The following is a 25,467-nucleotide window of genomic DNA, read 5'->3' on the forward strand; positions in this document are numbered from 1 at the left end:
GACATGAGCGCCACCTGGTACGCGCCCGAGCCGCCCGCACCGCCACCGCCGCTGGACGGCGCCGCGAAGTGGCGCATCGCGCGCCGCGCCGGGCCGCTGGCGCTGTTCCTTCTGCTGTGCCTCGCCTTGCTGCTGCTGGTGCGCCTGGTCGAGCGCGCGCTGTGCGGGCTGCGCCGCCCCGTCACGCCGATCTTCCAGCGCCAGGTCTGCCGGGCCTTCTTCCGCTTGTCGGGCATACGGCTGAAGGTCACCGGCACGCCGATGCGCGAACGCGGCGCGATAGTGTCGAACCATGTCAGCTGGCTGGACATCTTCACCCTGTCAGCGCCGCGCCCGGTCTTCTTCGTTTCGAAATCCGAGGTCCGCAGCTGGCCCGGCATCGGCTTTCTCGCCCGGGCCGCCGGCACCGTGTTCATCACCCGCAAGCGTGGCGATGCGAAGGCCCAGCAAGACGTCTTCCTGAACCGGCTGCGCGCCGGTCAGCGGCTGATGTTCTTCCCCGAGGGCACCTCGACCGACGGCAAGCGGGTGCTGCCCTTCAAGACCACGCTGTTTGCCGCCTTCTTCGCGCCGGAGCTGCGGGACTTCTGCCACGTGCAGCCGGTGACGCTGCTGTACCGCGCGCCTGAAGGAGAGGAGCCGCGATTCTACGGATGGTGGGGCGACATGGACTTCGGCGCGAGCTTCCTGAAGATCTTCGGGGCGAAGCGCCAGGGCGGGGTCGAGGTGATCTATCACCCGCCGCTGGCCGTGGCCGATTTCACTGACCGCAAGGCGCTGGCGGCCGAATGCGAACGGCGTGTGCGCAGCGCCATGCCCTGGGATTGGCAAAAGGACGCCTGAGGCGCCCCTTGTCCGGGATCAGAAGCGGTCGGTCAGAGCCTTCAGCGCCGCGACGGCGTCGTCTTCGCGCCAGATCTCTTCGCCCACGCCGAAGAAATCGGTGACGGGCGAAAGGCGCGCCACGACCTCGGGGCTGAGCCCGCCTTCGGCGACCACGGGCAGTTCGATCATCTGCGACCACCATTCGAAGATCTCGAAATCGGCGGTTTCGCCATCGGCCAGCGCAGTGGCGCCGGCAGGCCCGAAGGAGATGTAGTCACAGCCCGCTTCGCCCGCGTTCATGCCCTCATGCCGGGAGGTGCCGCAGAAGGCCCCGACGATGGCATCCGCGCCAAGCGCCTTGCGGGCCTTGCGGACCGACCGCGCGCCGTCATCCAGGTGCACCCCGTCGAGCCCAAGGCGTTCGGCCAGCACGATATGCCGGTCGATCACCAGCGCCACGTCGCGCGGCGTCGTCACTTCGCGCAGGGCATCGGCGGCGCGACAGATGCGATCCTCGTCGTGGCTGGCCAGGGTCAGGCGCACGCAGGCGACCTCCTGCGCGTCCAGCACCGCGGCCAGGCGATCGGGGAATTCCATCAGGTCGAATTCCGGCGGGGAAATCAGATAGATCTGCGGCTGCTCTTCCTGGGACATTCCGGGGCCTCTCACGTTTCGGGCCGATATAGCGTGCCACCGGCGCTGGTGCAAAGGGATTGCGACGGCGCAGCAGGCCGGACCTGTGCGGGCTTGCCGGGGGGCAGGGGCCTCGACAGCGCTGCCCGGCGCGTCTAGGAGGGGCCAGTCTTTCAAGGAGCCTGACCCATGTCGCAACCCGCTTTCGTGCTTGTCCGCCCCCAGATGGGGGAAAACATCGGCGGAGCCGCGCGGGCGATGTGGAATTTCGGCCTCGACCGGATGCGCCTGGTCAGCCCGCGCGACGGCTGGCCCAACCCGAAGGCAGTGGCCATGGCCTCCGGCGCCGGCCGCCTGCTGGACGAGGCGAAGCTGTGCGAGACAACCGCCGAGGCGCTGGAGGATTGCTCCTACGTCTTCGCCACCACAGCCCGGGCCCGGGGCCTGACGAAACCCGTGGTGACGCCCGAACGCGCGATGGAGATCGCACGGGAGAAGATCCTGGCGGGCGAAAAGGTGGCCGTTCTGTTCGGTCCGGAACGGGCCGGGCTGGAGAACGACGACATCGCCAAGGCCAACGCCATCATCAATGTGCCGGTGAACCCCGAGTTCGCCTCCCTCAACCTGGCGCAATGCGTGCTGTTGACGGCCTATGAATGGCGCCGCCAGGCTGTCGACATCGAGGCCGAGCGGATGGAGATGGCCGGGGCCGACTGGGCCAGCCAGATCGAGATCGAGAAGCTGGCGGATCACTACGAGGGGCGGCTGGAAGAGGCCGGGTTCTTCTTCCCCGAGACCAAGGCCGAGGGGATGAAGCTGGTGCTGCGCAACTTCTGGTCGCGCATGCCGCTGACCCGGCCCGACGTGCAGATGATGCACGGCATCCTGCGCCAGATGGTGCGCTGGAAGGAACGCGGCGACTGAGCAGCCCGCAGTCGCTCTCTGCGCCCCTGCGCCGTCTTGCCCCCGGGTGCGCCCGGGGCTAGGGTCCGCCGGCCAATCAGAGCCAGCGAGGGCCGCATGAGCGAGAAACGCAGCATTTTTGAAGAGGTGGGCAGCGACGACGCGCGCCCCGAGATCCGCAAGGGTGGCATCGACGCCGGGCGCCGGGGATCGCGCAAGGGATTGCGCGCCTGGCTGATCGTCCTCTTCCTGATGGTCGCCGTGATGATCGTGGTGGGCGGGCTGACGCGGCTGACCGACAGCGGGCTGTCGATCACCGAGTGGAAACCCCTGTCGGGTGCCCTGCCGCCGATGACCCAGGCTGACTGGGAGGCGGAATTCGCCCTCTACCAGCAGATCCCGCAGTTCACCGAGATGAACTCCTGGATGGAGCTGTCGGACTTCAAGCAGATCTACTGGTGGGAATGGGGCCACCGCCAGCTGGGCCGTGCCATCGGGCTGGTCTGGGCGATCGGGTTCCTGGGCTTCTGGGTCTCGGGCCGGATGCCGGCGGGCTGGGTGAAACGCTCGGTCCTGATCGGGGCCATGGGCGGCGCACAGGGTGCCATCGGCTGGTGGATGGTCTCCTCGGGCCTCGGGGAAGGGATGCTGAGCGTCGCCTCCTACCGGCTGGCGGTGCACCTCGGCCTGGCCTTCGCGATCCTGGGTACCATCGCTTGGTATGTCTTCCTGTTGAGCCGCGAGGAACGCGACCTGATGCAGGCCCGCCGCGTGCGCGAGGCGAAACAGTTCGGCCTGGCCACCGGCTGGATGCATTTCGCCTTCCTGCAGATCCTGCTGGGCGCGCTGGTGGCGGGCATCGACGCCGGGCGGTCCTTCACCGACTGGCCGACCATGGGCGGGCAGTTCTTCCCGCCCTATGCCTTCGACATCGAGCCGGTCTGGCGCAACTTCCTGGAAAACCCCGGCCTGGTGCAGTTCATCCACCGCATGTCCGGCTACCTGCTGCTGATTTTCGGCACCGTGGCCTTCCTGCGGGGGCGGCGCAGCGCGAACCCGGCCACGCGGCGCGCTTTCACCGCGGCCTATATCGCCCTCTGGGGCCAGGTGGCCCTGGGCGTGGCCGCCGTCATGACCGCAGCACACCTGCACGTGGCGATCACTCACCAGGTCGTCGCGGTGCTGCTGTGGGTGCTGATCCTGCGCGCCCGCTTCGCCGCCGCCTATCCCGTTGCCACCAGTGTCCGAGGCTGAGATGACCCAGACGAATACCCCCCTGGCCGAGCTTCTGGCCTATCAGAAACAGACCGAAGCCCTGGCGCAGGTCGCAGGCCGCCTGGGCTGGGACCAGGAAACCGTGATGCCCCGTGGCGCCGCGGACCAGCGTGGCGAGGAGATGGCGGCGATGGAGGCCGTGCTGCACGCGCGCCGGACCGATCCCCGGCTGGGCGACTGGCTGGGCGCCTGCGAGGGCGCCGAGATGAGCGAGGCGGATGCCGCCAAGCTGCGCCACATCAGCCGCGATTACGACCGCAGCCGCAAGATCCCCGCGGACTTGGCCGCCGAGCTGGCCCGCGTGACCTCGGTCGCGCAGGGGCAATGGGCCGAGGCCCGTGCCGCCGATGATTTCGCCGCCTTCGCCCCGGTCTTGTCCCGGGTGATCGAACTGCGCCAGCAGGAGGGCCAGGCGCTTGCCGCTGGCGGGGATGTCTATGACGCCCTGCTGAACGATTATGAACCCGGCGCCACCGCAACTCAGCTGGAGGCGATGTTCGCCGAGATGCGCCCGCGCCTCGTCGATCTGCGGGGCAAGGTCCTGGAGAAGCCGCAGCCCGCCGGGCTGTCCGGTGACTTCCCCGCCGAGGCGCAGATGGCCTTTGCCCGCAAGCTGGCGCTGGCCTTCAACTACGATCTGACCCGGGGCCGGATTGACAAGGCGGTGCATCCCTTCAGCTCCGGCTCGGGCGCAGACGTGCGCATCACCACCCGCACCGCCGAGGACGACCCCTTCAACTGCTTCTTCTCGACCATCCACGAGGTCGGCCACGCCTGCTATGAGCAGAACATCGACGCGGGTTATGCGCTGACGCCCCTGGGGCAGGGTGTGTCGATGGGGGTGCATGAAAGCCAGAGCCGGATCTACGAGAACCAGTTGGGCCGTTCGCGCGCCTTCACCGGCTGGATCTACGATCAGATGCGGGCCGATTTCGGCGATATCGGCGTGGACAGCCCCGAGGCCTTCTATGCCGCCGTGAACCGGGTGCAGAAGGACTTCATCCGGACCGAGGCGGATGAGTTGCAGTACAACCTGCATGTCATGCTGCGGTTCGACCTGGAACGGGCGTTGATCTCGGGCGATCTGAAGGTGGCCGATCTGGAAGGTGCCTGGAACGAGCGCTTCGAGGCCGACTTCGGCTATGCCGTGCCGCGTGCCTCGCTGGGCTGCCTGCAGGACGTGCACTGGTCGGTGGGGCTGTTCGGCTATTTCCCGACCTACAGCCTGGGCAATGTCTACGCTGGCTGCCTGGCCGAGGCGTTGCGCGCGGATGTGCCGGATCTGGACGCGGAACTGGCGAAGGGGATCACGGCGCCGGCGACCGACTGGCTGCGCGAGAACGTGCAGCGCCATGGCGGGCTCTACGAGCCGCGCGAGGTCATCACCCGGGCCTGCGGCACAGCGCCCACGGCGGGGCCGCTCCTGGAGTACATCGAGGCGAAGTTCAGCGATCTCTACGATCTCTGAGCGGCGACGGCCGGGACAAGAAAAAGGGGCCGCGCGGATGCTGCGGCCCCTTTGTCGTCGCGATGCAAGCCCGGGTCAGTAGCCGGGGTAGAGCTCCATCGTGTCGCGGGCGCGGAAGGTGGCGCCGCGGCCGAAGGTGAAGGTGGCCAGGGCGGTGACGATGCCTGCTCCGTCGTCGGTGCTGCCGGCGGTCATGCCGATGTCGATCCCGTCGCGGACCTCGTAGCGGGCACCGAGGTAGCCGAAGCCCTGTTCGACCGGCGCGCCATCATCGCTGACGCCACCCGCAAGCAGGGTCCAGCGCGGCGCCGTCGGCAGGGCATAGGTCACGTCCAGCCCGTAGCGGCCGCCATCGGTGCTTTCGGCGATGTCGTCGCGGTAGGCGGCAAAGGCCTCGATCCCGAAGGCATCACCCTGATAGGCGACCTCGGCCCCGTAAAAGTAGGAATTGCCCGGGCGACGATCCTCGGCGGCGAGAAAGACGCCGTAGGACAGGGTCTCATCCACGCGGTAGTAGCCGTGCAGGGCGGCCGAGGGTTGGGTGGATTCGTGGTGTTCATGCTTGCCGACGCCGATGTCGAGCTGCAGCCCCATGTCGTTCCAGACCAGACCGTCGAAGGAGCCGCGGAACCGCTTGGTGTTGACCGACGTGTCCTCGTTATGGGCCAGTTCCAGCCGCAACGTGCCGTCCAGGGTCAGCTGGGCCTGGGCCGGTTGGGCGGTCGACAGGAGCAACGCGGCGGCCGGCAGGGCGGCGAGGGCAGAGAGAGAAGCGCGCGACATATGGCTTGTGAACATGGCTAAAGGTCCGTTTCTGGTCCGGTGGAGGCCGGTCAATCGTGAAAAAGGCGCCGCAGACGCGCTGTGGAGGCTGGGTCGGCAAGCCTTGGCTAGCCGATAATTGTAAGCTTTGCGTTGAAAGGGAAAGGCCGTGAGCGCCCATTAGACCTGCGCTGCTGCACAAATGCCGCGGTGCGGAACGGCGACGAGGGCTCCGGGACGGCCAGAAAGAAAAGGGGCCGGCTGTTCGGGCCGGCCCAGTGAAGGGTTTGACGGGGTAGAAGCGTCAAGCCTTTGGTTGGATGTGGCTGCGAACCGAGGTTCGCCGCTGAACGGGCGCGTCGAGCCACCTCCAGGGACACTGTCGTCTGATGTCGACGTTCCATCGTCTGTTCGAGCGGACAAACGGAACGTCGACACGTCTCTCTACCTTAAGGCGAAAAAAGAAACCCGGGAAGGAGGCCATTCATACGTCTGCGAAATTTCTGTACCCGGACTATGCGGTGCAGCCGAAACGCGCACAATATCTTTGCGCCGCATACCTGTGCTTGCATTCCTGCAAGGCCGGTCAAACGTTGTTATATGCGTTGAAACGATCTGCCACCCAGTCAGCAATCATCTGTACAAGGGGATCCTTGCGCCGGGTCTCATGAAAACACAAATAAAGAGGGGTCTGCATGGGCCGGCTTTCCGGGTCGAAGGGGATCAGCTCGGGGTCCTCCTGCGCGGCGCCTACGGGGATCGCGCCGGGCAGGCGGGTGGCGCGGACCGTGCGGTAGGCGTCCATCAAGGTCTCGACCCGTATGATCGGATCCCGTCCCCCCATGATTGTGCGACAGTGCTGCGCCGGGGGGTAACGATCGTGCAGATTGTGAAGTCCGACCCAGCGACCATCGCGCGGGCTGTCGGGATAGCAGTAGAGGTTCGTCGCGTACTTGCCGACGAACCGGACCACCAGGCGCCCCTGTTGCGGGCGGACCGCCGAGATGAACAGGTCGTTGTCGCCCAGGGCATCCTGGTAAAACTGGCTGGTGAGGGTGATTTCGAGGTCGGGGTTCTCGCCGATCAGATCCTTCAGCCCGGGCAGCAGCACGTGATTGGACACCGTGGGGGCGCAGCCGATGTTCACATGGCCCGCCACCTTGGTCCCGTCGCTGTCCCGGGTGTTGAGGTAGGACTCGATCTCGTTTTCGAAGGCCGTGATCGACTCGATGAGGTCACCAACGGCCTCGTTCGCCGTCCAGCCTTGCGGCGTCTTGAGAAACAGTTCGAAACCAAGGGTTTCCGACAATCGTCCCAGTCTTCGGGAAACGGTTGCGGGGTTGGTATCAAGCAGTCTCGCTGCCGCACTCATCGAGCCCGTCTTGTGGACCGCGACCAGGTAGCGAAGGTCGTCCCAGTTCTTCAATTCACTTTGCTCCCAAGCGGCCGATGTCCCCGTCAGCCAGTCTCGCCGTCGCCGTCCTCCTCTTCTCCCTGCTCGATGATCCGGGCGACGGAGACGACGTGTTCTTCTTTACCTGTATTAAACACACGAACACCACCCGCGCTACGGGAGCGGAAGGAAATACCTTCAACTGGCACGCGGATCGACTGACCACGCGAGGTTGCGAGCATAATCTGGTCATCCATATCGACCGGGAAGGCCGCGATGATCTCACCGGTGCGCATGGATTTCTCCCATGCCGTCACGCCCATGCCACCACGGCCCCGAACGGGGTAGTCGTGGGAGGAACTGATGTGACCCGCGCCGCCGGCGGTGATGGTCAGCAGCAGCGTCTCGGCGGCCGACATCTCGGCGTAACGCTCCTGGCTCAGCGGCATGTCGGCGTTGCCCTCTTCCTCCTCCGTGGCCTCGGTGTCGCCGGCCATGGCGCGGCGCATCTTCAGGTAGGAGGCCCGTTCGTCGCTTTCGGCGGCGAAGTGGGGCAGGACGAACATCGAGGCGACCTCGTCATTCTCGTTCAGGCGGACACCGCGCACCCCGGTGGAGTTGCGCGAGTTGAAGACCCGCACGTCATCGGCGCGGAAGCGGATCGCCCGGCCGGAACGGGTGAACAGCATCACGTCGTCCTCGGGGCCGCAGATGCGGGCGTTGATCAGGCGCATGCCCTCGTTCTCGCCCTCGAACTTCATCGCGATCTTGCCGTTGCGCATGACGTTGGTGAAGTCGGACAGGGCGTTGCGGCGCACCGTGCCGGCGGAGGTGGCGAAAACGATCTGCAGATCGCCCCATTCCTCTTCCGGACGGTCCACCGGCATGATGGCCGCGATCGACACGCCCGTCGGGATCGGCAGGATGTTGACCACCGCCTTGCCCTTGGAGGTGCGTCCGCCGACCGGCAGGCGCCAGGTCTTCAGCTTGTAGACCATGCCCTCAGTGGTGAAGAACAGCAGCTGCGTATGGGTATTGGCGACAAACAGCGTGGTGACCGCATCGTCATCCTTCATCGCGCCGCCCGACAGGCCCTTGCCGCCACGCTTCTGTGCGCGGAAGTCGGCCAGCGGGGTCCGCTTGATGTAGCCGCCCGCGGTCACGGTCACGACCATGTCCTCGCGTTCGATCAGGTCCTCGTCGTCCATGTCGCCGGCCCAGTCGACGATCTCTGTCCGGCGGGGCACGGCGAAGAGCTCGCGCACCTCGCGCAGCTCATCGGCGATGATGCCCATGATGCGATCGCGAGAGCCCAGGATCTCCAGGTATTCCTTGATCTTGCCGGCCAGCTCCTGAAGCTCGTCCGTCACCTCTTTCACGCCGATCTGGGTCAGACGCTGCAGGCGCAGCTCCAGGATGGCGCGGGCCTGGGTTTCGGACAGGTTATAGGTGCCGTCCTCGTTCATCTTGTGGGTCGGATCGTCGATCAGGCGGATGTAATCCGCAATCTCCGCCGCCGGCCACTTTCGGGTCATCAGCTTCTCGCGCGCCTCGGCCGCATCGGCGGAGGAGCGGATAGTCGCCACGACCTCGTCGACGTTGCTGACGGCGACGGCCAGACCACACAGGATATGCGCCCGCTCGCGCGCCTTGCGCAGCAGGTAGGCGGTGCGGCGGGCCACCACGTCTTCGCGGAAGTCGACGAAATGCGACAGGAAGCCATAGAGGGTCAGGGTTTCCGGACGACCACCGTTCAGGGCCAGCATGTTGCAGCCGAAGGAAGTCTGCATCGGCGTGAACCGGAAGAGCTGGTTCAGCACCACCTCAGGCGTCGCGTCACGCTTCAGCTCGACCACGACGCGGACGCCGTGCCGGTCGCTTTCGTCCTGAACGTGGGCGATGCTCTCGATCTTCTTGTCGCGAACCTGTTCCGCGATCTTCTCGATCATCGCCGCCTTGTTCACCTGATAGGGGATCTCGTCGATGACGATGGCATAGCGATCCTTGCGCAGCTCCTCGACGTGGGTCTTGGCGCGGATGATGCAGCTGCCGCGCCCTTCCAGGTAGGCCTTCCGCGCGCCGGAGCGGCCCAACAGGATCCCGCCCGTGGGGAAGTCGGGGCCGGGCACGTACTGGATCAGTTCCTCGACCGACATGTCGGGGTTTTCGATCAGCGCCAGGGTGGCGTCGATCACCTCGCCCAGGTTGTGCGGCGGGATGTTGGTGGCCATGCCAACGGCAATACCGCCGGCGCCGTTCACCAGCATGTTGGGGAAGCGGACGGGCAGGACCGAGGGTTCCTTGTCCTTGCCGTCATAGTTGTCCTGAAAATCGACCGTGTCCTTGTCGATGTCGTTCAGCATGTAGGCCGCAGGCTTGTCCATGCGCACCTCGGTGTAGCGCATGGCGGCGGGTTTATCGCCGTCCATCGAACCGAAGTTGCCCTGGCCATCCAGTAGCGGCAGAGACATCGAGAAATCCTGCGCCATCCGGGCCAGCGCGTCGTAGATCGCGCTGTCGCCATGGGGGTGGTACTTACCCATCACGTCGCCGACGGGGCGCGCGGATTTCCGGTAGGGCTTGTCGTGGGTGTTGCCGACCTCGTGCATGGCGAAGAGGATCCGCCGGTGCACAGGTTTTAGGCCGTCGCGCAGATCCGGGATGGCGCGGCTGACGATGACCGACATCGCGTAGTCGAGATAGGAGGAACGCATTTCCTCCGAAATCGAGACGGTCGGGCCGCTGGCCGGCGCAGACGGGGTTTCCTGTTCGTTTTCAGGGGGTTCCGGTGTATCGGTCACTGAGTCTGCCTGTCTGGGGATGGCTTCTATATCTTGTTGGCGCAACTATAGCACCGCCATGATCTGGGGTGCAATGCCTGCACCCCTTCGTCTGTTGACGGGGTCGCGGGCTGCAGGAGTTGGTGGCAGAGCTAAACTGAACGAAGCGCAAAATCTATTCTCAGATGATAGATTTAATTCTAGCTTTTCTTCAGTGTTCAGCTATGCCCAGAAACATTAATTCTTTACGATCATATTTATATATCCATCAATTGGAGCTTTGGTATGTCAGGATTTGAGGTTCTAGTAGTCTCGACGGTTGGTGTCGTTAGCGCAATCCTCGGTGGGTGGTTCGGGTTCTGGGTGTCGCGTCGCGCAGACAAGAGAAGCAGAGGATTTCAACTGGCCTTAAGTCTCTATTCGGCTGAAATGTCTCACGCGCGTTTGAAAGCTAGATATCTACTAGAAGAATTCTCCATAGATACAGAGAATTACGCAGAGCTCGCGAACTTCAAGTGCACAGCAAAACGTCCACAAAGGGTAGAGATACTACACCTTTTCAACTTCTACGATTTGGCGTGCGACACCTACTTAGCCGGAGACCTAGATAATAGGACATTTACGACCTACATATCACCATTGATCCTTGAAGACTGCAGGCTGGCCGAGCCGTTCTTTGCTGCGATGGAGTCGTTTAATGTTGTGAACGGCGACGGCGACCGTCGTCCGTTCTTTCCGAATCTTACGCCTGCTCTGAAGCGGGTTGAGAAATACAGGAACTAGGTCTGCCCATGCGATCAGGGGATGATGCGCGAGTATTTCAGACCTTCGATCGTCGCGCCGACGCGCAGGCCCGCCTGGGCGAAGATCACTGCGACGACCGGCGCCAGCGAGGTGGTGGTTTCGGCCCGCAGGTTCTCGCCCAGGTTGTTGAACACGATGTCGGCGTCCGCGGCGGCGGCCCAGCCGTCATTGATGCGGAAGTCCTGCAGGGCGTCCTCGGTCATGAAGAACAGCACGTGGGCATATTGCTGCGCCCCGATCTGCAGGCCGGCGCTGGCGCGGGTGGCGGAGTAATAGTCCACCGTGGCGCCACCAACGCGCAGGGCACCGCGGCCATAGCCGCCGCCCAGGCCCAGGCCCGCCTCGGTCAGTAGCGGCATCACCAGCATGCCGGTGGATTTCGCCGCCAGGTCTCGGGTCTGCGGATAGTCGGAATACATCTGCGCCAGGGTCGCATCGACCCGCGCGTCGATCGTGGCCGCGCCATTGTTGCCGTAGCCGTTGCCGGAACAGGCCGCCACCGCCGGCACGGCGGCCAGCGCGGAAAGGGTGAATGCGCGTCGTGTCAGTTGGCTCATGTCTCTGCCCTCATGCGGCGCCGGGGCGCCTGTCTACTGCCTCTGCCGGTGGTCCGGCTTGTTGCTCTGCCGGTGGCCCGGCTTGATATGCGCCCTTTTCTAGCCTCGGCCCGCGGGGGTGTCATCCTCTCAGACGTGTCAGGCCGGGGATAAAGCGAAAAGGGGCCGATATCGGCCCCTTTTTCCTTGTCTCCGCAGGCGAATTGCCTTGCCTGCCGTGCCTTCCGATGCGCGGCGCGCAGCCGCCCCTCAGCCCGCGAGGCGGGCGAAGGCGGGGGCGAAGTAGCTCAGCACCCCGTCGCAGCCGGCGCGTTTGAAGGCCATCAGGCTTTCGATCATGGCCTTCTCGCCGTCGATCCAGCCGTTCTGCGCGGCCGCCTGGATCATCGCGTATTCGCCGGACACCTGGTAGGCGAAGGTCGGCACGCCGAAGCTGTCCTTCACCCGGCGGCAGATGTCGAGGTAGGGCATGCCGGGCTTCACCATCACCATGTCGGCGCCTTCGGACAGGTCACGGGCCACGAGGCGCACGGCCTCGTCGGAATTCCCGGGATCCATCTGGTAGGTCTTCTTGTCCCCCTTCAGCGCACCGGAGGCGCCGACCGCATCGCGGAAGGGTCCGTAGAAGGCCGAGGCGTATTTTGCCGCATAGGACAGGATCATCACGTTGTGATGGCCGCCGGCCTCCAGCGCGGCGCGGATGGCGCCGATGCGGCTGTCCATCATGTCCGAGGGCCCGATGATGTCGGCGCCGGCCTCGGCCTGGCTGACGGCCTGTTTCACCAGCGCCTCCACGGTCAGGTCATTGACGATCTCGCCGTCGATGACGAAGCCGTCCTGGCCGGTGTCGGAATAGGGATCCAGGGCCACGTCGGTCATCACCAGAATCTCCGGCACGGCGGCCTTGATGGCGCGGGTGGCGCGGTTCGACAGGTTTTCCGGGTTCCAGGCCTCGGAGGCATCGGCGCTGCGCTTGCCGTCGGGGGTGTAGGGGAAGAGGCAGATCGCGGGAATGCCCAGATCGAAGGCCTCGCGCGCGGCCTCGGCCACCCGATCGACGGAGCGGCGGTAGACGCCGGGCATGGAGGGCACGGGGTCCTCGTGGTTCTCGCCCTCGCAGACGAAAACCGGCCAGATCAGGTCCTTCACGGTAAAGACGTTTTCCTGCACCAGGTCGCGGATCGCGCCGGATTTGCGGGTGCGGCGCAGGCGGGTTGCCGGGAAGGGGGCTTGGATGGGCTGCATGATCTCAACTCCGAAGGTCTTCCCTCAGGTGGCACGGATCGCCCGTCAAGCTCAAGTCCTTCCGCAGACGTGGCTTTCTGCGCCGGTTCCGGCCCTGCGGGGGGTGGGCAAGGCCGGGTTGCGGGGCTATATCCGGAAAGAAGTGGAGGTGAGCAGAAAGGACGGGCGCCCTTGGGGTCTTTGGCCACAACTCTCGAACTGATCGACCTCCGGTCCTTCTCGAACCTCTGGTTCTGGATTGCCCTGGCGGTCGTCTGGTCCTCCGCCAGCCATTGGGTGCTGGGCGTGCCCTTTGACCTGGTGCTGCGCGCGCATCGCCGTGGCGGCTCGGTCGAGGAGGATCTGCGCGATCTGATCCGCATCAACGTCAACCGGATGCTCTACATCGCCGACGCGGCAGGCGAGATCGCCGTGGGCGTGATGAGCTTCCTGCTGACGGTGCTGGCGATCCTCGGGTTCTTCTACTGGGTCGAGTTCGCCCAGGCGCTGCTGCTGATCGGCCTGCCGCTGACCATCGTCTGGATCCTGTCGGTGCGCACCGCCCGGAAGATCGCGCTGGCGCCGCTGACGACGGCGGAGCTCTACCTGCGCCTGCGGCGCCTGCGCTTCGTCATTCAGGTGATCGGCATGCTCTCGGTGTTGACCACCTCCTTCTGGGGCATGTACGTGAATGCCTCTGTCGGCGTTCTTGGAGGCTAAGTTCTTGGCAGATGACAGCCATTTCATCCTCGGCGGGGCGCCGGAGGGCTATGATGCCGCGCTCCTGCTGAAGGAGATCGCGAAGACCGGGCGGCCCGTGCTGCACGTGGCGCGGGACGACAAGCGAATGGCGGCCATGGCCGACGCGCTGCATTTCTTCGATCCCGCGATGCCGGTGCTGACCTTCCCGGGGTGGGATTGCCTGCCCTATGACCGCATTTCGCCCAATGCCGACATTTCGGCCACGCGGATGGCCACGCTGGCAGGGCTGGTGCACGGCATGCCGGACCAGTTCATCCTGCTGACGACGCTGAATGCCGCGACCCAGCGGATCCCGGCGCGCGAGGTGTTGCAGGAGGCCTCCTTCACCGCCCGGGTGGGGGAGCGGATTGATGAAGCTGCGCTGCGCAACTTCCTGGTGCGCATGGGCTTTTCCCAAAGCCACTCGGTCACCGAACCAGGCGACTACGCCATTCGCGGTGGCATCATCGACATCTTCCCGCCGGGCCCTTCGGGACCGGTGCGCCTCGATATGTTCGGGGATATCCTCGATGGCGCACGCAGCTTTGACCCCGGCAGTCAGCGCACCACCGACAAGCGCGAGGTGATCGAACTGGCCCCGGTGAGCGAGGTCATCCTGGACGAGGCGGCGATCACCCGGTTCCGTCAGAACTACCGTATCGAGTTCGGCGCCGCGGGCACCGATGATCCGCTCTACGAAGCGGTCAGTGCCGGGCGCAAGCAGCAGGGGATGGAGCACTGGTTGCCCTTCTTCCACGAGCGGCTGGAAACGTTGTTCGACTACCTGCCGCAGGCCACGATCACCCTCGACGACCAGGCGACGCCGGCGCGGCTGGCCCGCTGGGACACGATCGCGGATCAATACGAAAGCCGCCGCATCGCCCTGGCCGACAAGGCGCGCCTGGGGTCGGTCTACAAACCCGTGCCGCCGGGGCTGCTCTACCTCGACGACGAGGCCTGGCAGGCCCAGACCAAGGGGCGCCGCCTGTTACAGCTCTCGCCGCTGGCGCAGAGCCCCGGCCCGGGCGTTCTGGATGCCGGCGGGCACATCGGGCGCAATTTCTCGCCTGAGCGTCAGCTTGAAAATGTAAGCCTTTTCGGTGCCCTAGCGGATCATGTGAAGGCAAAACTTCAGGACGGGCCCGTTGTCATCGCCTCCTATTCCGAAGGTGCGCGGGAGCGGCTGGAAGGGTTGATCGCCGACGAAGGCCTGAAGGAAGCGATCCCGGTCACTGACGCGCAGCGCATCGGTCGCAGGGGGCTGCATCTGGCGGTCTGGGCGCTGGAACACGGGTTCGAGGGCACCTGGCAGGACCGGCCGCTGACGGTCATCTCCGAACAGGACGTGCTGGGCGACCGGCTGATCCGCTCGGCCCGGAAGAAGCGGCGGGCCGAGAACTTCCTGACCGAGGCACAGAGCCTCAGCCCCGGTGATCTGGTGGTCCATGTCGACCATGGCATCGGCCGCTATCATGGCATGGAAGTCATCACTGCCGCCGGGGCCGCGCACGAATGCCTGGTGCTGGAATACGCCGAGAACGCGCGCCTTTACCTGCCGGTCGAGAATATCGAACTGCTGTCCCGCTATGGCCATGAAGAGGGGCTGCTGGACAAGCTGGGCGGCGGCGCCTGGCAGGCCAAGAAGGCGCGGCTGAAGGAACGCATCCGCGAGATGGCGGACCGGCTGATCCGTGTGGCCGCCGAACGCGCCCTGCGCCGTGCGCCCATGCTGGAGCCGCCGGAGGCCGAATGGAACGCCTTCCTGGCCCGCTTCCCTTACCAGGAGACGGACGATCAGCTGGGCGCCATCGACGACGTGCTGGGCGATCTGGCTTCGGGGCACCCGATGGACCGGCTGGTCTGCGGTGATGTGGGCTTCGGCAAGACCGAGGTGGCCCTGCGCGCGGCCTTTGCCGCGGCCATGTCCGGGGTGCAGGTGGCGGTGATCGCGCCCACCACGCTGCTGGCCCGTCAGCACTACCAGGGATTTGCCGAGCGGTTCCGGGGTTTCCCTATTCAAGTCAACGCCTTGTCGCGCTTTGTTGGTGCAAATGATGCAGCCCGGACGCGCAGCGGGATCAGCGATGGCACGGTGGATATCGCCGTGGGCACCCATGCGCTTCTGGCCAAGAACATCAAGTTCAGGAACCTCGGCCTGCTGATCGTGGATGAGGAGCAGCGGTTCGGCGTCGGCCACAAGGAACGGCTGAAGCAGCTGCGCACCGACGTGCACGTCCTGACCCTGACCGCCACGCCGATCCCGCGCACCCTGCAACTGTCGCTGTCCGGCGTGCGCGATCTGTCGATCATCGGCACGCCGCCCGTCGACCGCCTGGCGATCCGCACCTATGTCAGCGAGTTCGATCCGGTCACCATCCGCGAGGCCCTGCTGCGGGAACACTACCGCGGCGGCCAGAGCTTCTTCGTGGTGCCGCGCGTCAGCGACCTGCCGGAGATCGAGGAGTTTCTGAAGGAGCAGGTGCCCGAGGTCAGTTTCGTCACCGCCCACGGCCAGATGGCGGCGGGGGAGCTGGATCGGCGCATGAACGCCTTCTATGACGGGCAATATGACGTGCTGCTGGCCACGACCATCGTGGAATCGGGCCTGGATATTCCACGCGCCAATACGATGGTGGTGCATCGGGCAGATATGTTCGGCCTCAGCCAGCTCTATCAGATCCGGGGCCGCGTCGGTCGCGCCAAGACCCGCGCCTATGCCTACCTGACGACCGAGCCGCGCGCGAAACTGACCGATACCGCGCAGAAACGTCTGCGGGTGCTGGGCTCGCTGGATACTCTTGGCGCAGGCTTCACCCTGGCCTCGCAGGACCTCGACATTCGTGGTGCCGGCAACCTGCTGGGCGAGGAGCAGTCGGGCAACATGCGCGACGTGGGCTATGAACTCTACCAGTCGATGCTGGAAGAGGCGATTGCCAAGATCAAGTCGGGCGAGGCCGAGGGGCTGACCGAAACCGAGGAGACCTGGGCGCCGCAGATCAACCTTGGCGTGCCGGTTCTGATCCCTGAGGACTACGTGCCGGACCTCGATCTGCGCCTGGGTCTCTACCGTCGTCTGTCGGGCCTGACCACCAAGGTGGAGCTGGAAGGTTTCGCCGCCGAGCTGATCGACCGCTTCGGGAAATTGCCGAAGGAGGTCAATACCTTGCTGCTCGTTGTTCGGATCAAGGCCATGTGCAAGCGGGCGGGCATTGCCAAGCTGGACGGCGGGCCGAAGGGGGCCACGATCCAGTTCCACAACGACAAGTTCGCCGCGCCGCAGGGGCTGGTCGAGTTTATCAAGGAACAGAACGGCCTCGCCAAGGTGAAGGACAACAAGATCGTCGTGCGTCGCGACTGGAAGGGCGACGCGGAGCGGATCAAGGGCGCCTTCGCCATCGCCCGCGACCTGGCGGCGAAGCTGGTCGAGGCGGAGAAGCAGGCCAAGGCGAAGAAGTGAGGCTCAGGCGCGCGGCCTCTGTCGCTGCGCGCCCCGTGCCTCAGAGGTGTTTCTCGAAGAAGTGGTCGGGGTAGGGATCGTCGTTGAACCTGTCGATCTCGGTCCAGCCGAGGCCGCGGTACAGGGCCACGGCCTCCGGCAGGGCGGAATTGGTGTCCAGCCGCAGCGTCGTGATGCCGAGCGGCTTGGCGCGCGCCTCGATCTCCGCCATCAGCCGCTTCGACAGGCCCAGGCCGCGGGCCGAGGGGGCGATCCACAACCGCTTGATCTCGGCCACCGGGCCGCCCGATCCCTTCAACCCGACGCAGCCCAGGGGCAGCCCGTCGGAGAAGGCCACGAGGAAGGCACCGCGCGGGGCGATCATGTCCGTGGCCTCCGGGTCGCGCGACAGCTGCGGGTCGAACCCGGTGTCGAACCGGCGCGCCAGTTCGGCGTAATACTCCTGCAGGCAATAGCGTGAGGTCTCGTCGCGCGGATCGCGTTCCTCCAGGGTGATGCGGTCGCGACCCAGGGCCGAGGCCACCAGGTCCATCGCGGCGAGCAGGGCCTCGGGGCGGGGGTGCCGCGCCAGGGTGTCGGCGGCGCGTTGGTCCGACAGGGCCTCGTAGGCGGCGAACTCGGCCTCGCCGTCGGGTGTCAGCGCCGCGACGCGAGCACGGGCGTCCTCCGGGTGCGGTCCGGTGGTGACCAACCCTTCGGCTTCCAGCCCGCGCAGCAGGCGCGACATCAGCCCGGAATCGAGCCCGAGGTAATCGCGGATCGCCGCCACCTCCGTCCGGCCCTGGCCGATGGCGTTCAGCACGCGGGCCGTGCCCAGGGGGCGGCCCCGTCCCAGAAAGGATTGATCGAGCGCGCCCACCTCGGAGGTGACGGCACGGGAGAAACGGCGGAATCGGGAAACGGGATCAGGTGTCATGTAGCTGACTTTTGTCTGATACCGCCCCACCGTCAAGCTATTGCCTGACTTTTGTCAGGGAAATTCGTCGCAAGTGGATGCGCTTTTCGGTGCTTCGATGGCGCGGTGCGGCGGACGATCGACGCCCTTTCCATTTGCGAACAAAACTGCACGACGCCCCCACAATCACGCGGAAATCGTTGCACATACTATACGTTTGCGGTCGGTGCCGTCGAAACCCGCGGCGGACTGTCAGCCCAGGAAGGCGCGGATACGCGGGGCGATGTGATCCCAGAACGCGGGCATGGAGCGGGCGATGGCGCGCCCGACGCGGGCCTCGACCATCTCGAAGGTCGCGTTATGCGCTAGCCAGGATACGCCGCCCGAGGCGAGGTTCTGCAGGGGCGGCTGGAAGCGGTCCAGCGCCTTGGCGAAGCGTGCGTCGGGCGTGGTGGCTGCTTCAAACTCCTGCCAGAGGGCCAGGAGGGGCGCGCCCTCCGCCTCGGGCAGCAAGCCGAACAGCCGTTCCGCCGCCGCCAGCTCCGCCGCCTCTGTTTCGGCCTGGCCTTCGGCGGTCTGGGCGTAGATCGGCACGTCGCCGGCGTCGATTTCCACCAGGTCATGCAGCAGCAGCATGCGCAGCACCCGCGACAGGCTGACGCCTTCAGGCGCATGTTCACCCAGCACCAGAGCATAGAGGGCCAAGTGCCATGAATGTTCAGCAGAATTTTCCTGTCTTGAAGCATCGCACAGGGTCGTGGCGCGCTCGACCCGCTTCAGCCGATCGGCTTCCGCCAGGAAGGCGGAGCGTGCGGCGACCTCGGCGGGGCCCTCGGTCAGTTCGGAATGCAGATGAGCGTAAAGATCCGGCCGGGTTTCCGCGATCAGCCGGGCGCGGCCCGCGGCGGTGTTGTCCCGTGCGATCGCTTCGTGATCGGCGCGCCGGGGCGCGGCGGCCCAGACCTGCAGGACGGGAATGGCGAAATCCACCGTCTTTGCCAAGCGCGCGTCTTCGCTCTCCATTGCCTCAAACTCTTCCCAAAGCGCGCGCAGGCGCGGCCCCTGGTCGGCGGGCAGCAGGGCGAACAGCCGGTCGGCGCCGGCGCGTTCTGCGGCGGCCAGGGCCTCGGCGTCATGGGGCAGGTCGATGGGCTGGTCGCCCGCGTCGATCTCCACCAGGTCGTGCAGCAGCAGCATCGACAGGATGCGGTCCATCCGTGCCGCCTCGACCTCCGGCAGCCAGATCAGCGCGCCCAGGGCGGCCTGCCAGGAATGTTCGGCCGAGTTCTCGGCGCGTGACTGGTCGGTCAGGGTGGAGGCGCGAGTGACGCCTTTCAGCCGGTCGGCCTCCTGCAGGAAAGAAAGCTGCGCGTCGAGCCTCTGGGCATCCATGGCGAAATCTCCGGTGGGGGAACAGGCCCGGCCTAGCCTCGGCGTGCGACGGGTGCAAGGGGTGGTCCTGCGCGGTCCGAGAGCCCGAAAACCTTTCGGGGCGGCGGAATGCAAACGGGGGGCCGAAAGCCCCCCGGTGATATGTTCTGAAGATAGACGCGGCGATCAGTCGTCGCGCGCTGCTTTCAATTCCTTCACGCGGCGGATCAGGAAGTCCCGCGCGGCGCGTTCGGCCAGACGGACCCGCACCTCGGTCAGGAAGGCCTCTTCGAGGGTCTGCGATGCCGCGCCCAGAACATGGCCGACCTCGACGAAAAGGCGGTCCTCGCCGGTGGCCTTCATCGCCTTCAGGCAATCCTCGGCCAGGGCGGCGGCGAGCGTGTCGACGGAGGAGGCCATGGCGTGTCCCTCAGCGGGTGGTTTCGGTCAGGCGACGCTTCACGTAGTCGCTGACGGAGCCGAGCATCGACTGCATCTGGTCCTCTTCCTGGAAGAAGTGGCCAGCGCCGTCGATTTCCTCGTGGGTGATGGTGATTCCCTTCTGCTCCTGCAGCTTGCCCACCAGGGACTGCGTGTCGGCGGGGGGCGCGACGCGGTCGGCGGTGCCGTTGACGATCAGGCCCGAGGACGGGCAGGGCGCCAGGAAGGAGAAGTCGTACATGTTCGCCGGCGGCGATACCGAGATGAAGCCGGTGATCTCGGGGCGGCGCATCAGAAGCTGCATGCCGATCCAGGCCCCGAAGGAGAAACCGGCGACCCAGCAGTGCTTCGAGTTGGAGTTCATCGACTGCAGGTAATCCAGCGCGGAGGCCGCATCGGACAGTTCGCCCACGCCCTGATCGTATTCGCCCTGAGACCGGCCCACGCCGCGGAAGTTGAAGCGAAGAACGGTGAAGCCCATGTTGTAGAAGGCATAATGCAGGTTGTAGACAACCTTGTTGTTCATCGTCCCGCCGAACTGCGGATGCGGATGCAGCACGATGGCGATCGGCGCGTCACGGTCCTTCTGCGGGTGATAGCGGCCTTCCAGGCGGCCTTCGGGTCCGGGAAAGATGACCTCGGGCATTCAATACGTCCTCAACCTTGGCGCGGTCCGCTGCGCGGTCCGACTGTCCTCTTGCGTGCCAAAGTCAGGCCCAAATCCGCCCCGGGCCCGGGCCGCGCAGTCCGCGCGGCTGAACCTTCATTCTTGACGAATATTATCGGGCACCTTAGAAATGTTCTAAAGAGGCTGCTGCCTCTGGCGACGCGCTGCAAAGCGGGATAATCCGGGCGGCGACCAAGGTCAATGAAATCAACCGTCGCGGGCGGCCTTGCCAGGCTCTCCGTGACCCCTGATCCGCAGCTCCGCCGACCGATACGGCGAGCCACGAGTGAGAAACCGTGACAGGCGCCGAGATGACGGGCGCGGCAATGGGAGACAAGGCGCATGAAACTCAGCACCAAGGGACGTTACGCCATGGTCGCGCTGGCCGATATCGCGCTGCAGCCGGATGGCTGCCTGGTGGCTCTTGGCGATATCTCCAAACGGCAATCGGTGTCTCTGCCTTATCTGGAACAGCTTTTCGTGAAGCTGCGCCGCGCGGGCCTCGTGGCCTCCGTGCGGGGGCCGGGCGGCGGGTACAAGCTGTCGCGCCCGGCGACGGAGATCCGCGTGGTCGATGTCCTCGCCGCGGTCGATGAGACGGTCAGCGCCATGCACAAGGGCGCGGGCGTTTCCGGCGGCCTGTCGGGGTCTCGCGCGCAGTCGGTGACGAACCGCCTGTGGGAGGGTCTGTCGGCCCATGTGTACGTCTTCCTGCACCAGACGACCCTGGGCGACGTGGTGAAGAACGAGCTGGCCCCGTGCCCCGCGGTGCCGAACCTCTTCGAGGTGGTGGACGAGTGAACCTGCGTGTCGCATATCCCTCGGCCGGTCTGCGGACCCGGGCAGGTGCCGCATGAGCCGCGTCTACCTGGATCATAACGCCACGACGCCCCTGCGCGCGGAGGCGCGCGCCGCGATGATCGCCGCGATGGACGTGACGGGCAACCCGTCCTCGGTCCATGCCGAGGGGCGGGCGGCCAAGGCGCTGGTCGAGCGCGCGCGCGCCCAGGTTGCCGCCGCCCTCGGGGCGGAAGGCGCCGATATCGTCTTCGTCTCCGGCGCGACCGAAGGGGCGGCGCTGGCCATGGCGGGGCGCGAGCTGCGCGCCGCCGACATCGAACACGACGCGGTCCGGGCCTGGGGCACCGACGATCCGCTGCCCGTCGATCACGACGGCCGGGTCACGGTCGCCGATCCGACGCACAGCGCGCTGCAGCTGGCCAACAGCGAAACGGGCGTGATCCAGCGGCTTCCCGAAGGCCTGGCGGTCAGCGACCTGACCCAGGCTTTCGGCAAGCTGCCCATTGCCTTCAACTGGCTGAATTGCCACATGGCCCTTGTGAGCGCCCATAAACTGGGTGGCCCGAAAGGTGTCGGCGCGCTGGTAATGCGGCGCGGCACCGATCTGCCGGCGCAGCTGAAGGGCGGCGGGCAGGAAATGGGTCGCCGCGCGGGGACCGAGAACGTGATCGGCATCGCGGGCTTCGGCGCCGCCGCCGAGGCCGCCGCGCGTGACCTGGACGCCGGCAAATGGGATCGCGTCCGCGTCCTGCGGGACGGTCTGGAGGCGCAGCTGCGCGACGGGCTTCAGGCCATGGGGCTGGAGGCCGAGATTGCCGGGGCAGGGGCAGAGCGCCTGCCCAATACCACCTGCCTGGTGACGCCCGGATGGAAGGGCGAGACCCAGGTGATGCAGATGGACCTGGCCGGGTTCGCCGTCAGCGCGGGATCGGCCTGTTCCAGCGGCAAGGTCCGCGCCAGCCAGGTGCTGCGCGCCATGGGCTACGACGAGGACGAGGCCATGGGCGCCCTGCGCGTCAGCCTCGGCCCCGAGACGACCGAGGAAGAGATCACGCGTTTCGCCACGGCCTGGCTGACGCAGAGAGAGAAACGGCGCGCCAGGGCAGCGTGACACGCCCGGAGCCTGCGCCCCCGAGGACGCCCCGGACCATGACCCCCGGGCCTCCATTCCTGAAGACACGAGAACGAGCCGCGACAAGCCGGACAGGATGAGATCATGAGTAAGATGGATACCCCCGAAGTGAAGGAAGGCGTGGATCAGGAAACGGTCGATGCCGTCGCCAAGATCAACACCTACAAATACGGCTGGGAGACCGATATCGAGATGGACTACGCCCCCCTGGGCCTGTCCGAGGATATCGTCCGCCTGATCTCCACCAAGAACCACGAGCCCGAGTGGATGACCGAATGGCGCCTGGCCGCCTATCGCCGCTGGCTGGAGAAGGAAGAACCCGACTGGGCGATGGTCGAATACCCCAAGATCGACTTCCAGAACCAGTACTACTATGCCCGCCCCAAGAGCATGGAAGAGAAGCCGAAGTCCCTGGACGAGGTGGATCCCAAGCTGCTGGAAACCTACCAGAAGCTGGGCATCCCGCTGAAGGAGCAGATGATCCTGGCGGGCGTCGAGGGCGCCGAGGAAATCAAGGATGAGGCCGCCCCGGAACGCAAGGTCGCCGTGGATGCGGTCTTCGACAGCGTCTCTGTCGGCACCACCTTCCAGGCGGAGCTGAAGAAGGCGGGCGTCATCTTCTGCTCCATCTCGGAAGCGATCCGCGAACATCCCGAGCTGGTGAAGAAGTACCTCGGGTCGGTCGTGCCGGTCTCCGACAACTTCTATGCCACGCTGAACTCGGCCGTCTTCTCCGATGGCTCCTTCGTCTACGTGCCGCCGGGCGTCCGCTGCCCGATGGAGCTGTCGACCTATTTCCGCATCAACGCGGAAAACACCGGCCAGTTCGAGCGCACGCTGATCATTGCCGACAAGGGCAGCTACGTCTCCTACCTCGAAGGCTGCACCGCGCCGCAGCGTGACACCGCGCAGCTGCACGCCGCCGTGGTCGAGATTGTCGTCGAGGAAGACGCCGAAGTGAAATACTCCACGGTGCAGAACTGGTTCCCCGGCGACGACGAGGGCAAGGGCGGCATCTACAACTTCGTCACCAAGCGTGCCGACTGCCGCGGCGACCGGGCGAAGATCATGTGGACCCAGGTGGAAACCGGCTCTGCCGTGACCTGGAAATACCCGTCGTGCATTCTGCGCGGCGAGGAAAGCCAGGGCGAGTTCTACTCGATCGCCATCACCAACAACTACCAGCAGGCCGACACCGGCACCAAGATGCTGCACCTGGGGAAAAACACCCGCTCGCGCATCGTGTCCAAGGGGATCTCCGCCGGCAAGGCGCAGAACACCTACCGTGGCCAGGTCGCCATGCATCCCAAGGCCACCAACAGCCGCAACTACACCCAGTGCGACAGCCTGCTGATCGGATCCGAATGCGGGGCCCATACGGTCCCCTATATCGAGGTGAAGAACAATTCGTCCCGGGTGGAGCATGAGGCGACCACCTCGAAGGTGGACGACGACCAGATGTTCTACTGCCAGTCGCGCGGCATGGACGAGGAAGAAGCGGTGGCGCTTATCGTCAACGGCTTCTGCAAGGACGTGCTGCAGGCCCTGCCGATGGAGTTTGCCATGGAAGCGCAGCAACTGGTGGCGATCAGCCTCGAAGGCTCGGTCGGCTGATGAGCGAGCCGGTGAAGCTCTACTGGTGGGCGGGCAAGCCGAATTTCGGTGATGCCATCTCGCGCGCCATCGTGGCCCATGTGTCGGGCCGCGAGGTCGCCTGGGCGAAGCCCGGCGCCGTGGATGTCTTCGCCATCGGCTCGATCATGCATGTGGTCCGGCGCGGCAACAAGGACCCGCGCGAGGGCGCCCGGCCCGTCGTCTGGGGCTCCGGCTGCATGAAGCCGGTGAACACCGACTTCGTCGCCAACGTCGATTTCGCCCTGGTCCGTGGCCCGATCACCGAGAGCCTTCTGGGAATAGAGGTGCCGGGCTACGGCGATCCCGGCCTGCTGATGGCCGAGATCCTGGGCGAGGTGCCGCGCGGCGATCGCATCGGGCTGATCCCGCATTACGCGCAATTGGCCGATCCGGCCTTCCGCGCCATGGTCGAGGCCCATCCGGTGCTCGACCTGATCGACGTGCGGGGCGACGCCCTGGAGGTCTGCCGCCGGATCGCGGGCTGCGCCCACGTGGTCAGCTCGTCCCTTCACGGGTTGATCGTGGCCGACAGTTTCGGGGTGCCCAACACCTGGCTGTCGCCGGAGGGCATCCACGCCGCGCCGAAGCTGAAGTTCCTGGATTACGCCGCCGGCATCGAACGGGCGCTGCCGCGTCCGCTGGCGCTGGCGGATCTGCCGGGACGTCTGGCGTCGCTGCCCCAGGGCGATCTGCCATATGCCGAGGGCGTGGCGCGGTCGAAATCGGATCTGCGGGCCTCTTTCCCGGCCCGGCTGACAGCAAGCGAGGAGGTGACGCAATGATCGTCACGACGACGAATACCATCGAGGGCCGCCGGATCACCGACTACCGGGGCGTGGTGGTGGGTGAGGCCATCATGGGCGCGAATATCGTCCGTGATTTCTTCGCCAACATCACCGACGTCATCGGGGGCCGTTCGGGCGCCTACGAGACCAAGCTGCAGGATGCCCGCGACATCGCCATGCGCGAGATCGAGGGCCGTGCCGCGGCCCTTGGCGCCAATGCCGTGGTCGGTGTCGACCTCGACTACGAGGTGGTGGGCGACAGCATGCTGATGGTGTCGGTCTCCGGCACCGCCGTGGTGGTGGAGTGACGTGAGCGACCTGTCGCCCTCCGACGCGCCGATGACGCGCCCCGAACTGACCTTCCCCGAGGCGGAGGCCGAGGCCGTGCGCCTGGCCTACGGCGAGGCGGAGGTGATCCTGGAATACGGATCGGGCGGCTCGACGGTGCTGGCGGGCGACCTGGGCAAGCGGGTGACCAGCGTGGAAAGCGATGGCGCCTGGGCGCAGATGATGCGCGACTGGTTCGCCGACAACCCGCCCAAGGGCGCGGTGGAGGTGATCCATGCCGACATCGGGCGGACCAAGGAATGGGGCCACCCGAAGGATGACAAGGGGTGGCGTCGCTACGCGGCCTATCCCCTGGCGGTCTGGGAGCGGCGCGAGATGCCGCACCCCGACCTGGTGCTGGTGGACGGGCGGTTCCGCACGGGCTGCGTGCTGGCGACCGCCTTTCACATCTCGCGTCCGGTGACCCTGCTGCTGGACGACTACAAGCACCGCGAGCAATACCACGAGATCGAGGATTTCGTGGGCCAGCCAACCCTGATCGGCCGACTGGCCGTGTTCGACATAAACCCCATGCCGGTCCCCGCGACCCGGCTTCTGGATGTGATACGGATGATGACGCAGCCCTGATGC

Annotated in this window: 23 protein-coding genes; 13 read left to right on the plus strand and 10 right to left on the minus strand. The window is 65.9% G+C overall.

Annotated features, from left to right (window positions below; translation table 11 throughout):
- Nucleotides 1–3 precede the first annotated feature (3 nt).
- Entirely contained in the window at nt 4–843 is an 840-nt protein-coding gene (locus LC066_RS01460; protein ID WP_224896236.1) for a lysophospholipid acyltransferase family protein, read from the plus strand.
- An 18-nt stretch (nt 844–861) separates the two neighbouring features.
- On the opposite strand, the gene LC066_RS01465 is transcribed toward LC066_RS01460, so the two are convergent.
- Nucleotides 862–1,479, minus strand: a complete 618-nt coding sequence (locus tag LC066_RS01465) for a thiamine phosphate synthase (RefSeq protein WP_224896237.1) — start codon at nt 1,477–1,479, stop codon at nt 862–864.
- A gap of 168 nt (nt 1,480–1,647) precedes the next feature.
- Between LC066_RS01465 and LC066_RS01470 the strand changes: the two genes are divergently transcribed.
- The 3 genes from LC066_RS01470 (at nt 1,648) to LC066_RS01480 (ending at nt 5,104) form a co-directional block, all read left to right on the plus strand.
- Nucleotides 1,648–2,382, plus strand: coding sequence for an RNA methyltransferase (locus LC066_RS01470; RefSeq protein ID WP_222480301.1), 735 nt, complete (start codon nt 1,648–1,650; stop codon nt 2,380–2,382).
- A 96-nt stretch (nt 2,383–2,478) separates the two neighbouring features.
- The gene (ctaA, locus tag LC066_RS01475) at nt 2,479–3,615 is read left to right on the plus strand and encodes a heme A synthase (RefSeq protein ID WP_224896238.1); all 1,137 of its coding nucleotides are present in this window, start codon (nt 2,479–2,481) and stop codon (nt 3,613–3,615) included.
- A 1-nt stretch (nt 3,616) separates the two neighbouring features.
- Entirely contained in the window at nt 3,617–5,104 is a 1,488-nt protein-coding gene (locus LC066_RS01480) for a carboxypeptidase M32 (RefSeq protein ID WP_224896239.1), read from the plus strand.
- 75 nt (nt 5,105–5,179) lie between these two features.
- On the opposite strand, the gene LC066_RS01485 is transcribed toward LC066_RS01480, so the two are convergent.
- From LC066_RS01485 to gyrA, 3 genes are all read right to left on the minus strand, one after another.
- Nucleotides 5,180–5,902: a hypothetical protein gene (locus LC066_RS01485; protein WP_224896240.1), complete on the minus strand. Its 723-nt coding sequence runs from the start codon at nt 5,900–5,902 to the stop codon at nt 5,180–5,182.
- A gap of 550 nt (nt 5,903–6,452) precedes the next feature.
- The gene (locus LC066_RS01490) at nt 6,453–7,292 is read right to left on the minus strand and encodes a LysR family transcriptional regulator (protein ID WP_222480308.1); all 840 of its coding nucleotides are present in this window, start codon (nt 7,290–7,292) and stop codon (nt 6,453–6,455) included.
- Nucleotides 7,293–7,324: 32 nt separating this feature from the next.
- Nucleotides 7,325–10,060, minus strand: a complete 2,736-nt coding sequence (gene gyrA / locus LC066_RS01495; protein ID WP_224896241.1) for a DNA gyrase subunit A — start codon at nt 10,058–10,060, stop codon at nt 7,325–7,327.
- A gap of 264 nt (nt 10,061–10,324) precedes the next feature.
- Between gyrA and LC066_RS01500 the strand changes: the two genes are divergently transcribed.
- Nucleotides 10,325–10,822 (plus strand): hypothetical protein, encoded by a 498-nt coding sequence (locus tag LC066_RS01500; RefSeq protein ID WP_224896242.1) that lies wholly within the window; start codon nt 10,325–10,327, stop codon nt 10,820–10,822.
- 14 nt (nt 10,823–10,836) lie between these two features.
- Here the strand turns inward: LC066_RS01500 and LC066_RS01505 are convergent, their stop codons facing one another.
- A complete protein-coding gene (locus LC066_RS01505) occupies nt 10,837–11,400 on the minus strand; it encodes a YSC84-related protein (RefSeq protein WP_224896243.1) in 564 nt (187 codons plus the stop codon).
- Nucleotides 11,401–11,649: 249 nt separating this feature from the next.
- The gene (gene hemB / locus LC066_RS01510; RefSeq protein WP_224896244.1) at nt 11,650–12,645 is read right to left on the minus strand and encodes a porphobilinogen synthase; all 996 of its coding nucleotides are present in this window, start codon (nt 12,643–12,645) and stop codon (nt 11,650–11,652) included.
- 180 nt (nt 12,646–12,825) lie between these two features.
- On the opposite strand from hemB, the gene LC066_RS01515 reads away from it, so the two are divergent.
- Together LC066_RS01515 and mfd are read left to right on the plus strand one after the other, a co-directional pair.
- Nucleotides 12,826–13,344, plus strand: coding sequence for a component of SufBCD complex (locus tag LC066_RS01515; RefSeq protein WP_224896245.1), 519 nt, complete (start codon nt 12,826–12,828; stop codon nt 13,342–13,344).
- Nucleotides 13,345–13,348: 4 nt separating this feature from the next.
- Nucleotides 13,349–16,822 carry a transcription-repair coupling factor gene (mfd, locus tag LC066_RS01520; protein ID WP_224896246.1) on the plus strand — a complete coding sequence of 1,158 codons (3,474 nt, stop codon included), beginning with the start codon at nt 13,349–13,351 and terminating at the stop codon, nt 16,820–16,822.
- A 40-nt stretch (nt 16,823–16,862) separates the two neighbouring features.
- Here mfd and LC066_RS01525 read toward each other — a convergent pair whose 3' ends face one another.
- The 4 genes from LC066_RS01525 to LC066_RS01540 all read right to left on the minus strand — a co-directional run bounded on the left by LC066_RS01525 (nt 16,863) and on the right by LC066_RS01540 (nt 20,175).
- Nucleotides 16,863–17,738 carry a helix-turn-helix domain-containing GNAT family N-acetyltransferase gene (locus tag LC066_RS01525; protein ID WP_224896247.1) on the minus strand — a complete coding sequence of 292 codons (876 nt, stop codon included), beginning with the start codon at nt 17,736–17,738 and terminating at the stop codon, nt 16,863–16,865.
- A 231-nt stretch (nt 17,739–17,969) separates the two neighbouring features.
- Nucleotides 17,970–19,109, minus strand: coding sequence for an HD domain-containing protein (locus tag LC066_RS01530; protein ID WP_224896248.1), 1,140 nt, complete (start codon nt 19,107–19,109; stop codon nt 17,970–17,972).
- Between the two features lie 165 nt (nt 19,110–19,274).
- Nucleotides 19,275–19,508, minus strand: coding sequence for a hypothetical protein (locus LC066_RS01535; protein ID WP_222480324.1), 234 nt, complete (start codon nt 19,506–19,508; stop codon nt 19,275–19,277).
- Between the two features lie 10 nt (nt 19,509–19,518).
- The gene (locus tag LC066_RS01540) at nt 19,519–20,175 is read right to left on the minus strand and encodes an alpha/beta hydrolase (RefSeq protein ID WP_222480326.1); all 657 of its coding nucleotides are present in this window, start codon (nt 20,173–20,175) and stop codon (nt 19,519–19,521) included.
- 363 nt (nt 20,176–20,538) lie between these two features.
- Here LC066_RS01540 and LC066_RS01545 point away from each other — a divergent pair, with 363 nt between their 5' ends.
- The 6 genes from LC066_RS01545 (at nt 20,539) to LC066_RS01570 (ending at nt 25,464) form a co-directional block, all read left to right on the plus strand.
- On the plus strand, nt 20,539–20,997 hold the full coding sequence (locus LC066_RS01545; protein WP_222480328.1) for an Rrf2 family transcriptional regulator: 459 nt from the start codon (nt 20,539–20,541) through the stop codon (nt 20,995–20,997).
- A 52-nt stretch (nt 20,998–21,049) separates the two neighbouring features.
- Nucleotides 21,050–22,108 (plus strand): cysteine desulfurase family protein, encoded by a 1,059-nt coding sequence (locus tag LC066_RS01550; protein ID WP_224896249.1) that lies wholly within the window; start codon nt 21,050–21,052, stop codon nt 22,106–22,108.
- A gap of 105 nt (nt 22,109–22,213) precedes the next feature.
- Nucleotides 22,214–23,743, plus strand: a complete 1,530-nt coding sequence (gene sufB, locus LC066_RS01555; RefSeq protein ID WP_224896250.1) for a Fe-S cluster assembly protein SufB — start codon at nt 22,214–22,216, stop codon at nt 23,741–23,743.
- Nucleotides 23,743–24,546 (plus strand): polysaccharide pyruvyl transferase family protein, encoded by an 804-nt coding sequence (locus LC066_RS01560; RefSeq protein ID WP_224896251.1) that lies wholly within the window; start codon nt 23,743–23,745, stop codon nt 24,544–24,546. The genes sufB and LC066_RS01560 overlap by 1 nt, the downstream gene beginning before the upstream one ends.
- Complete coding sequence (locus LC066_RS01565) at nt 24,543–24,857, plus strand: heavy metal-binding domain-containing protein (protein WP_224896252.1); 315 nt, start codon at nt 24,543–24,545, stop codon at nt 24,855–24,857. The genes LC066_RS01560 and LC066_RS01565 overlap by 4 nt, the downstream gene beginning before the upstream one ends.
- Nucleotides 24,858–24,888: 31 nt before the next feature.
- The gene (locus LC066_RS01570) at nt 24,889–25,464 is read left to right on the plus strand and encodes a hypothetical protein (RefSeq protein WP_224896705.1); all 576 of its coding nucleotides are present in this window, start codon (nt 24,889–24,891) and stop codon (nt 25,462–25,464) included.
- The last annotated feature ends 3 nt before the right edge of the window (nt 25,465–25,467 follow it).

Origin of the sequence: Pseudooceanicola marinus, assembly GCF_020177265.1 — a bacterium.
Taxonomy (GTDB): Bacteria; Pseudomonadota; Alphaproteobacteria; order Rhodobacterales; family Rhodobacteraceae; genus Pseudooceanicola; species Pseudooceanicola marinus_A.

What these genes read in the sequence shown, in the direction of transcription:
- LC066_RS01530 (WP_224896248.1), bottom strand. Translation starts at nt 19,109, where the DNA reads ATGGATGCCCAGAGGCTCGACGCGCAGCTTTCTTTCCTGCAGGAGGCC.
- LC066_RS01570 (WP_224896705.1), top strand. Translation starts at nt 24,889, where the DNA reads ATGACGCGCCCCGAACTGACCTTCCCCGAGGCGGAGGCCGAGGCCGTG.
- hemB (WP_224896244.1), bottom strand. Translation starts at nt 12,645, where the DNA reads ATGCAGCCCATCCAAGCCCCCTTCCCGGCAACCCGCCTGCGCCGCACC.
- LC066_RS01535 (WP_222480324.1), bottom strand. Translation starts at nt 19,508, where the DNA reads ATGGCCTCCTCCGTCGACACGCTCGCCGCCGCCCTGGCCGAGGATTGC.
- LC066_RS01500 (WP_224896242.1), top strand. Translation starts at nt 10,325, where the DNA reads ATGTCAGGATTTGAGGTTCTAGTAGTCTCGACGGTTGGTGTCGTTAGC.
- LC066_RS01565 (WP_224896252.1), top strand. Translation starts at nt 24,543, where the DNA reads ATGATCGTCACGACGACGAATACCATCGAGGGCCGCCGGATCACCGAC.
- LC066_RS01525 (WP_224896247.1), bottom strand. Translation starts at nt 17,738, where the DNA reads ATGACACCTGATCCCGTTTCCCGATTCCGCCGTTTCTCCCGTGCCGTC.
- LC066_RS01480 (WP_224896239.1), top strand. Translation starts at nt 3,617, where the DNA reads ATGACCCAGACGAATACCCCCCTGGCCGAGCTTCTGGCCTATCAGAAA.
- LC066_RS01545 (WP_222480328.1), top strand. Translation starts at nt 20,539, where the DNA reads ATGAAACTCAGCACCAAGGGACGTTACGCCATGGTCGCGCTGGCCGAT.
- LC066_RS01560 (WP_224896251.1), top strand. Translation starts at nt 23,743, where the DNA reads ATGAGCGAGCCGGTGAAGCTCTACTGGTGGGCGGGCAAGCCGAATTTC.
- sufB (WP_224896250.1), top strand. Translation starts at nt 22,214, where the DNA reads ATGAGTAAGATGGATACCCCCGAAGTGAAGGAAGGCGTGGATCAGGAA.
- LC066_RS01550 (WP_224896249.1), top strand. Translation starts at nt 21,050, where the DNA reads ATGAGCCGCGTCTACCTGGATCATAACGCCACGACGCCCCTGCGCGCG.
- LC066_RS01505 (WP_224896243.1), bottom strand. Translation starts at nt 11,400, where the DNA reads ATGAGCCAACTGACACGACGCGCATTCACCCTTTCCGCGCTGGCCGCC.
- LC066_RS01470 (WP_222480301.1), top strand. Translation starts at nt 1,648, where the DNA reads ATGTCGCAACCCGCTTTCGTGCTTGTCCGCCCCCAGATGGGGGAAAAC.
- LC066_RS01540 (WP_222480326.1), bottom strand. Translation starts at nt 20,175, where the DNA reads ATGCCCGAGGTCATCTTTCCCGGACCCGAAGGCCGCCTGGAAGGCCGC.
- LC066_RS01460 (WP_224896236.1), top strand. Translation starts at nt 4, where the DNA reads ATGAGCGCCACCTGGTACGCGCCCGAGCCGCCCGCACCGCCACCGCCG.
- ctaA (WP_224896238.1), top strand. Translation starts at nt 2,479, where the DNA reads ATGAGCGAGAAACGCAGCATTTTTGAAGAGGTGGGCAGCGACGACGCG.
- LC066_RS01465 (WP_224896237.1), bottom strand. Translation starts at nt 1,479, where the DNA reads ATGTCCCAGGAAGAGCAGCCGCAGATCTATCTGATTTCCCCGCCGGAA.
- LC066_RS01485 (WP_224896240.1), bottom strand. Translation starts at nt 5,902, where the DNA reads ATGTTCACAAGCCATATGTCGCGCGCTTCTCTCTCTGCCCTCGCCGCC.